9 protein-coding genes are annotated in these 9,113 nt (G+C 46.4%); 2 read left to right on the forward strand and 7 right to left on the reverse strand.

The genetic code is table 11. The annotated features are described in order from the left end of the window. Positions 1-87: 87 nt before the first annotated feature. From H6G17_RS31265 to H6G17_RS34435, 4 genes are all read right to left on the reverse strand, one after another. A complete protein-coding gene (locus H6G17_RS31265; protein ID WP_192162488.1) occupies positions 88-1,146 on the reverse strand; it encodes a hypothetical protein in 1,059 nt (352 codons plus the stop codon). Between the two features lie 117 nt (positions 1,147-1,263). Beyond that, positions 1,264-2,694, reverse strand: a complete 1,431-nt coding sequence (locus H6G17_RS31270; RefSeq protein WP_206757197.1) for an S-layer homology domain-containing protein — start codon at positions 2,692-2,694, stop codon at positions 1,264-1,266. 221 nt (positions 2,695-2,915) lie between these two features. Then, the gene (locus tag H6G17_RS31275) at positions 2,916-4,064 is read right to left on the reverse strand and encodes an IS701 family transposase (protein WP_192162489.1); all 1,149 of its coding nucleotides are present in this window, start codon (positions 4,062-4,064) and stop codon (positions 2,916-2,918) included. A 336-nt stretch (positions 4,065-4,400) separates the two neighbouring features. Continuing rightward, positions 4,401-4,529 (reverse strand): hypothetical protein, encoded by a 129-nt coding sequence (locus H6G17_RS34435; protein WP_277876143.1) that lies wholly within the window; start codon positions 4,527-4,529, stop codon positions 4,401-4,403. Between the two features lie 43 nt (positions 4,530-4,572). Between H6G17_RS34435 and H6G17_RS31280 the strand changes: the two genes are divergently transcribed. Continuing rightward, positions 4,573-5,697 (forward strand): THUMP domain-containing protein, encoded by a 1,125-nt coding sequence (locus tag H6G17_RS31280; protein ID WP_192162499.1) that lies wholly within the window; start codon positions 4,573-4,575, stop codon positions 5,695-5,697. Here the strand turns inward: H6G17_RS31280 and H6G17_RS31285 are convergent. The 3 genes from H6G17_RS31285 to H6G17_RS31295 all read right to left on the reverse strand — a co-directional run bounded on the left by H6G17_RS31285 (position 5,694) and on the right by H6G17_RS31295 (position 8,237). Next, positions 5,694-6,029 carry a hypothetical protein gene (locus tag H6G17_RS31285; protein WP_192162490.1) on the reverse strand — a complete coding sequence of 112 codons (336 nt, stop codon included), beginning with the start codon at positions 6,027-6,029 and terminating at the stop codon, positions 5,694-5,696. The genes H6G17_RS31280 and H6G17_RS31285 overlap by 4 nt on opposite strands. Positions 6,030-6,116: 87 nt before the next feature. Next, on the reverse strand, positions 6,117-6,494 hold the full coding sequence (locus H6G17_RS31290) for a transcriptional regulator (RefSeq protein ID WP_192162491.1): 378 nt from the start codon (positions 6,492-6,494) through the stop codon (positions 6,117-6,119). 12 nt (positions 6,495-6,506) lie between these two features. Beyond that, positions 6,507-8,237, reverse strand: coding sequence for a type II toxin-antitoxin system HigB family toxin (locus H6G17_RS31295; RefSeq protein ID WP_192162493.1), 1,731 nt, complete (start codon positions 8,235-8,237; stop codon positions 6,507-6,509). A 221-nt stretch (positions 8,238-8,458) separates the two neighbouring features. On the opposite strand from H6G17_RS31295, the gene H6G17_RS31300 reads away from it, so the two are divergent. Further along, positions 8,459-9,037 (forward strand): hypothetical protein, encoded by a 579-nt coding sequence (locus H6G17_RS31300; RefSeq protein WP_192162495.1) that lies wholly within the window; start codon positions 8,459-8,461, stop codon positions 9,035-9,037. The last annotated feature ends 76 nt before the right edge of the window (positions 9,038-9,113 follow it).

Below are 9,113 nucleotides of genomic sequence, written 5' to 3' on the forward strand. Positions count from 1 at the left end.
TTTCGTCTGGTGCGATGGCTGATGACTCATTTCGATGTATTTGCCGCTCATAGAGCTAAATCTGGCTTCATTTGGGCATAGAAAACTTTAAAGTCCCACTAGGAGTGCAGCAGTCACAAGAGCGATAACGCCGATCCACACCAAATCGAAGACTAGTTTAAAGATACCGCCCAGATTTCCATACCAGACGAACCACCAGTAGCGAATCGGTACAAGGAGAACCAGCACAGCAAAAGTGACGCTGGTGAGGATTAGTATGCCGCGTAATTCAAGTGCGATCGTACTTAACCGAAAAAGGCGCTCTCTGGCTGTTGTATCGGTCCCAGAAGCGATCGCTGCGTTAGATACAGTAATAGGCGATTGTTTATCTGAGGGTGCTGGCGATTGTTTAGCTGAGGGTGCTAGAGGCTGTTCAACCTGCCCGATTATTTCCTCATCCATCCCAGGAGAGGTGACTGAATTTTCTGTTTCTGGTGTGCTAAGTGCAGTTAAATTAGTGGCAGACAAAGAGCGTAGTCTTCTGTGCAAAATTGCCCTAAGCCGTTCGCGCTTCGTGACTAGCTCTACACCCGCCACCTGGGAAATAATCCAGCGACCGAAAGAGGCAAAAGGCTTTCCAACGGTTCGCTGCATAACCCAAAGCGTCACCCATCCCAAGGCTACAGTTCCAAATGCCTGCCATACACCCGTATTGCTTGCAGCTGCAATGCCTACAACCATTGCTAACAAGTGCCATAGTGACAAAAGTGATAGGATCGGTTCTCCCAGGTAAGGCATCGCCCCGAAAAGACTAAAGACTAGTGGTGCGTAGCTAAATCCTAAAGTGCGCGCCACAATACCAAAAGGAGCTTCGACTGTAAATGGAGCGAAGCCGATTAGCCAGGTACTAATAACCAGGAATATGTAGCCAAACGCAAACACGACTGCTCCAATCAGTAGACTGAAAACAAAGCGCACTGGTTTGACACGGTTGATGAATAGAATAATGCTCTGAGCCGCAACTTGGGATAGACTAGCAGCCAGAACAATGACTAATGCTACTGTTGAGCCATAAGGCAAAGTGTTGATTTGCTCAAACGCTTGGGAGTTAAGAGCAAGCACCCATCCTAATAGCTCCCAAAATCGGTCGAGGGCAGTTTCATTCATGGCAGATGAAGTGAAAAAGTGCTGTTCAATGGGCGAACAACTAAGCCCCAATAACTAAAAGCAGCAACGTTGCTGCCAAGTCTAAATTCTAGCAAGAATCAATTCATCAATTTGTTCCTAAAATCCGCTGAAGTTGTAACCAACTCCCACCGATATTCCCACATCTGTGTCATCGCCAAACAGCGCATTCACAGCAGCATTTGCAGTGAATTGACTACCGAGAGGAACATCTAAACCACCAGTTAGTAGAAAACCAACGCTAGAGTCTTCGCCAGTTTTGATGCCTATGCCACCTCCCAGGTAAGGGACTATCGAGAACGTTTCGTCTAAGGCTTCTGCTCTTTGCAGGTTAAAGTCGTAGGTGATGGGAATAAGAATCGCCGGATCGTCTATAATCACCACTGTCGGTCGCACTGATAAGTAATTTAACAATCCAATTTTGCTAAATACCGCAACGTTAGTGCCGTCGCCCAAAGCCGAATCACCCGTCAGACCAAAATTGGCAGCAACTCCTAAGTAGCTGGATACCCCACGAGTAGCTCGACCTGGCTGAACATCGGGAGTTGGGGCAGTAGTGTCTGTTGGGGCGGTTTCTTCAGGAGTAGTTTCAGTAGGAGTTGGAGGGGTTTGGCTGACAGTACTGCTTTCACCCACAATAAAATTAGCAGCTGCCACATTCGCAGGAACTGGTTGTGCTTTTCCCAGCCGGACTAAGGCTTGGTACAAATGTGCTGCCGCTTCCGCACGGGTTAGAGGTGCTTGTGGATTCAGCGTTTTCACATCTGGATAGTTGACAACGACATTGGCTTGTGTTGCTGCTGCGACCGGAGCAAGGGCGTAGGTTGGAATCTGCGTGGCATCTGTATAGTAGGTATTAACAATGTTTGTTGCGCTTTCACTAGGAGTCAACTTCAGACCATTCGCTAAAGCAGTTATTGCCTGAGCTTTAGGAATTTCCCGATTCGGTTGAAAAGTATTATCGGGATAACCATCCATGAATCTGCCTTCATAGGCTGTTGCGATCGCACTTGCTGCCCAGTAGTCAGCAGGAACATCTGCAAATCCACTTGGACTTAACTGCCGCACTGGGGTTGGGTTAACAGCTTTTTGAATCATTGTGGCAAACTCAGCTCGGCTCACGGGCTGCTCTGGTCTAAAGGTGCCATCGGGAAAGCCAGCGATCGCGTTACCTGAAGCTAGGGCTTGAATAAATGGATACGCCCAATAGTTAGGGTCTACATCAGCAAAGCTAACTGCTGAAGTTGGTGCAGTTGGAGTTGGTGCAGTTGGAGCTGGTGTAGTCGAATCTGGGGTACTGAGAGGAGGTTCTGTGGCTTGAGCCACCCTAGAAGTAGATGTAACAGATGCAGGCTCTGCTAGCTGGTTAGCCAGTGCTGCTGCTCTAGTTGCTGTTGTGCCTGGAGTCGGCATCTGGGTGGATCGAGTTGAAGCAATTGTTTCTGACCCAGCTTCAGCCCCACTTGCTAAAACGGTGACTGTAGCTAGGCTCACCACACAACAAAGCCGGCAGTAAGAAATAGCGTTCATAGCCGCTGCTAGATAAAGTTAAGTTAAGAAATAACGCGCTAGGCTTTTGTGTATTACAGTTGTATTTATGCGAATGAGAGTTGGGAGCGTTTTTTGTAGTGATAGAATCGCGCAGTAGCTTGATGCACTCTACGCCAATAGGACAGCGTGCAAAACGTGTTCTAAACACCAAACTGTAGGAAATAAGAGTCTAGATACCCACCGCTCGATCTCCCAAATACTCAGCCGCACGATAAGCCTCGTGCCGCCTTGAACGCAGCTAGACTGCCAGTGGCTACTGGAGTTAAAGGGGGGGTAGAGGAGTGAATGGCAGGTTCAGTTTGGTATCGTAATACGGTGAGAAATGTTTGAGCTGCCAGAACAAGGGTGATGTGTCGATGCCAACCATGCCAAGAGCGAACTTCATATTCCCCTAAACCTAACTGATCTTTAGCAAACTTAAAGCATTCTTCAATTCGCCATCTTTGTCCGGCTATGTAAACCATCGTTTCGAGAGTAGTATCGCTGTTAGCAAAGACTTGGTAGTAGCTGATAAAGCGAGGGTCGTCGGGATGCTCTAAACAGCGACGAAATAGCAACCAACGTTGGAATCCACAAGAGCGGTCGCAGTTAACAGCTACTCTCGCCCAGTCATAGTATCTTTCTCCCTTGCTGCCAGCGCCACAACTAAGGCGCTGCCACTGCTGGCTGTCTTTTTGTGGAATCAGTTCTTCAGCTCGAAACAAGAGCCAACCAATCACCACTGGCTGCTTCTTGTTGACTGTAAGTACATAGGGAAGTTTTGCAGTCTTCTCCAGCCACCACCGGAATAAACCGTCGTTGCCATAGACCTCATCAGCTACGAACCAAGCAGGACGCAATCCCTGGGCAAGCGCTGATGACAACATCTGAATAGCTAATTGAGGTTTCGTCGCAAATTCGATCTCTTCTGGAATCGCCCCCTTCTGACGTTTGTTTTGATCTTCTGTCCACGAGCGCGGCAGATACAGGCGGCGATCGATTAACGTATGCCCTCGAGCGCTGATGTAGGACATAAATACACCGACTTGGCAATTCTCCAAATGACCCGTTGTACCGTAATACTGCACCTGTACGCCAACTGACTGCTCTCCCTGCTTGAGAAAGCCTGTTTCATCAATTGCCAAAATATCTGTCTGGCTCTTCAATTGCTCCAGTGCATACTGCCGAATTTCTGCACACACTGCATCCGCATCCCATTGCGCCCGTCCTAATAAATGTTGCAACTTATAGGGATTGCTGTATCCCACTTGCTCCGCCATTTGCCATCCATTCTTCCGTTCCACAGGACTTAGAAGGGCTTGAATGTAATTGAACGCTGCTCTACGTGCTTCCGAGCGAGCAAAGTGCAATCCTGTGCTTTTGCTGAAACGTCTTGAGTGTGCTACTCCATTCGGATAGGGCTTCTAATGCAATACCTGTCAGGAATACGTTGGATGTGTCGAGCATTGCTACTATCTATATACTCACAACTACAATATAGCTTATCTACAACTGTAATACCTAATTCCTGAAAGGCTTTTAGTGCAATACTATTTAACTTTTTGGTTAGAAAGTTGGGTTGCTGGCGCGAAAATAAAGTTTCTAACCTTGAGCCGATCGCGGTTACAGGGAGTGAGCTTCGATTTTTGCCTTCCGAGTGACATAATAGGGTTAAACCTTGGGACTAATTTTTCATCCACCTCTACTTAGATCATCGTCAGAAGGCGCAGACGATCTACAACCAGAGCAACGCGATCGTTCTCTGAGCTGAGTGGAAGCCGAGCGTTGCGACTTGCAGCATTGAAGCTAAGGACGGAGGTAGCCACGTCCGGCATTTGTTACGTTATTCGAATGGATCGAGTTGAGATAGCAGCGTTGATGAACCATTATTTTGCAACAGTGGCTCGTAGTCTAGAATCGATTGCAGCCCAGGAGATAGAACGTTTAGGGGCGAGCCAAGTCCGCCCCGACTTCGCTGGGGTACATTTTGTTGGGGATAAAGCAACGCTATACCGAGTCAATCTCTGGGCAAGGACAATTTTTCGGGTGCTAGTACCGCTCCGCGAATTTTACTGCCCTAATGCAGACATCCTCTACCGTGAGGTGCAAAAAATTTCCTGGGATAAATACCTGCAAAGCCATAACACCCTAGCAGTCAGCTGTACGGGTGGCAATCAGAAACTGAACCATACCCACTTCACTGCACTACAGGTGAAAAACGCTATTGTAGACCAACAACGGCGGAAATTTGGTCAAAGATCGACGATCGCCCCCCAAAATCCAGATCTTCTGGTCAACGTCCACATCCAGCAACAGCGTTGTATTTTAAGTCTAGATAGTTCGGGGACGAGTCTGCATCGACGTGGCTATCACCCAGCGTTGGGAGCAGCGCCGCTGAAAGAAACTTTAGCCGCAGCCCTGCTGGAAATCGCAGATTGGGATACCAGTCTTCCCTTTTTAGATCCTTTGTGTGGATCGGGAACCCTGCCGATAGAAGCTGGATTAAAAGCCTTAAACATTGCGCCTGGTTTGTGGCGACAAAAATTTGGCTTTGAAAGCTTTCCTGATTTCGACCAAGAGCTGTGGCAACAACTGCTGACGCAAGCCAAAAAGGAGCGATTGCAGCAACTAAAAGCACCGATTTGGGGGAGCGATCGCGACGCAGAGGTATTGACCCAGGCACGCAGTAATAGCGAACGATGTGGCTTGGAACATCAGCTCCAGTTTAGCCAAACCGAGTTAGCTCAGTTGGAAGCTCCAGCAGGATGTGGGACAATCGTTTGTAACCCACCTTATGGAGAGCGTTTAGGAGCTGCAAGAGAACTAGGCGCGCTCTACAAAATGCTGGGTGATATCTTCAAACAACGCTTTAAAGGTTGGACTGCCTTTGTTTTGACAGGAAATAAAGAGTTGGCTAAACAAGTGGGGCTGAGAACCTCTGCTCGCTTTCGGGTTTATAACGGTGCGATCGCTTGTACTTTACTCAAGTACGAACTGTACTAGAGGAGTAAAGGGCTGTCAATTAACATAGCAAGGATAACTCCCTTGAAGAAGAAAAATATGAAAATGATAGATAAATGATGATCTGTACTGCTAGGAGCCTTGCCACCTGCTGACTCCCCCGCTTGCTGCGCGCCATGACTTGTAAATCTGGTTCCAGTTGAGGAGGGCGGTCTGCACTGACGTTCGCTGGTTGGTAAAATCCGTGCGCCCCTGGTATCTGCATTTATTTGTGCGCCAATGGCGCACAAATTGTCAAATACACTTGCGGTATCGATTAATTGATACGAGTGGCGACGATGATAGTCAAATCTATCGTGTGTAGTACTCCTCAAACAACGTCGAATGCGTACTGTGATATAGCCTTCTGTCCCTCAACTCCCGCAACGGGATTTGAAACATTTGGTTTACTTGGCAAAGTATCAAGCAGAAGTTTCGGCTAAGCTATACGGCTGAATCAGAATTTCTGCGGGAATGCCTAACTTTTGATTCAAGCAACGAATCATTTCTAGGGTCAGGGGTTGTTTCCGCGCTAGAACTTCTAGTACTGCTTCACGACTTCCAAGACATGGTTCTAAATCTTTGTTAGAAAATCCGCGTGATTCCATGTAGTAAGCGATCGCCTCAATCGGATCGAGACTGGAGATAGGATAGTGAGTTTTCTCGTAAGCTTCAACTAACGTACTGAGAATATCCAATCGCTCTAATTGGGGAGTATTGGGTTGTGCGTCAAACAGCAACTCAATTTCTCTAAGTGCAGCTTGGTAATCTCGCTCATTCTTAATCGGATGAATTTCCATTTCTAATCTCGCCTAGATAGTTTTCGCGTCAACTTTGTCGTATTGGGCGTGAGTGCCGATAAAACGAATAAATCCGATCCCGATGTCATACCGTACTGCTACAATAAAACGATAGGAATTACCTTTGATGTTAAAGATCGCTCGGTTATTTGCCACAATACTAACATTGCGATACAGTGCTTTGATATCTGCTGGACTCGACCAGTCTGCTTGAGAAACTTCCGCATACCAAAACTTGAGTGGTTCTTCTACATCTGGATGTTCCTCCCAGAAGCGACGGAGGGTATTGCGGGCAATAATACGCATATTTGATGCCGAAAAAGCATGGGCTGTACGTAATAATTTTACTTGCTTCTCTTGAAAAATATATTTTTTTAATAGAGGTGGAAGTTTTAAGAAAAGCTCTTTTGTTTCTCCAGTTTTACTTATTATAATTAAAGAAAGATTGTTGAGATTTTCTATAGAACTCATGAGTTCTGAGACAGACAAACTGCTGGGCAGTCGAACGTATAAATCTTCAATTATCTGTATAAAGCTAACAAAATCATTAGCGTCATCTGCTCTTTGGGCTAAATAGCATAAGATTTGCTGCTCTAAAATACTCAATCTTTCAGGTTGGTATTGATGAGCTAAAGTTTCTCTAAATATTTCAGATATCAAATCAGTTTTATAGTGAAGAAATTTAGCTACACTGCCGCTAAAGAATTTTTCAATACGACTAGCAACTAATTCGATTGCTGCGGGATTGCCTAAGTAGGGTTCGAGCAATTCCGACCATTTCTGCTCGTCAATTAATTCTCTAGCTTGCAAAATCTCCTTGGCTGCTTTCACGTCCAATCCTTCTAGCTTGAACGAATCACTTGGTCGTCCCGAACGTTGTAATTTCATTAAGTCTTTGAAAGGCTCTCTACAGGTTAAAATAATGCAGCTAGAGTGCTTTACTTCTATAATTCGACGGAAGAAAACGCCATATTCCGAGTATTGCTCGCCATAGAGATTGAAGCTACTATTTCTATCTTTTCGCAACCAGGCTTCGGCACTATCTAGTACTATTAGACAACGACGCATGGAGAGTGTTTTTATTAAGAGAGTAGCTAGCTCTTGCGTACTTTGAGGCAGTTGTTGCTCTTGCATCGATGGTAAAGCTAGATCTTTCAGCAAGTTAACAAGCAAGTCCTTGAGTGTCGGACCATAGTGAACTGATTGCCAAATTAATCTCTCGAACTGAGGCTGACGCTTTGTACTTATTTCTTCGATTAATTTTGTTGCCAAAGCACTTTTCCCAAATCCTGGCGCTCCATAGATAACTAAGCAGCGGCAATTGACGATCGCTTCCTTCAGCCCAATCAGTTCTGCCTCGCGCCCGAAAAAAGTCTGCACGTTAGGAGGCTGTCCCCCAATCACAGGTATAGCAGAGGTATTAACAGGATTGGACTGACTGGGAGCGGATGACAAAAGAGAGCCTGCTACCATTCTTTGTTCCAAAATGCTCCGCAGCCGTTTCTTGGTAACTTTTTCCCCATTCCCTAAAATTCCCGTCAGCAAAATCCACAACTTTTGCCCAACATCGCGTTGCAACCGATCGATTGTGGAGGAGTGAGTTTGGGCTATCTCCTTGTAGTGTTTGTCTTCCCAAGCCGCTTCCATAACGAGCTTTTCATCCTGACTCAAGCGTCTACCCGCTTTGAGAAGCATTAGCTCGTCTACGGCTTTAATAGCTTGTTGAGAGTCGATCGGTTGCAACGCGCTTTACTTAACTTAATATTTGAGGATAAAATTCCGACTATTTTGCATGATAAATTATATTGCAATTACTAAAGTACAAAAGCAAATCAGCCGAGCGGCAAATTGATTGCTGAGTATTTGTCAATAAGGCTTGGGAAGAGGAAAAATTTGTCTGTCGATTGAAAGACAAATACCCAACTTCAGACTCCGCTTAAGTATAAGCCAAATTTTTCAACCACATGGATCGAGAATACGAGTTAGTTTCGGCTTTTGTCGATTGCTTCATCCACGGCGGCAGCTTTGCCACAATTGTCTCAGCCCGCGAACGAGCATCAGAGATTTTAGCTACTCCGATTTTACCTGGGACGGCGCTCGCTAAGTTAGTCGATGAGTCAGTAGAGCGATCTTTAGTCCGCGCTGCCAAAATTATTGCTACTTCCGAAGGAGATCCGCGTCAGGCATACAATCGCTTGGTCGATCTGTACCAGCGTCAGCCAACGCTCGGCACGCGCTCTAGCACTAGTATCGCCCAACAAGCATACAGCACTCCCGTGCCGATCGCGTATTTGGCGGCAATGCTAGCTCACATTACTCCAGAAAAGACTGTCTACGAACCGACAGCTGGCAACGGCGCGCTTTTGCTCGCAGCCACTCCGACTCTTGCTTCGGTCAACGAACTCAACCGCGAACGGGCGGCTGACCTGCGGCGACAGGGATATACGGTGACACAAGAAGATGCCGTGACTTACCTTCCCGTCAAACAGCACGATGTCGTCATCGCTAATCCTCCTTTTACTAACCAGAGCATAGAATGGTGAACAGTTTTAGGCAGCGGAGTAAGCAACATGTTTCTCACGAAAAAAGTTTTGTACAACGTGTGGTTGACGTTGTGTA

The sequence above is a fragment of the Chroococcidiopsis sp. [FACHB-1243] genome (assembly GCF_014696895.1).
GTDB lineage: Bacteria > Cyanobacteriota > Cyanobacteriia > Cyanobacteriales > Chroococcidiopsidaceae > Chroococcidiopsis.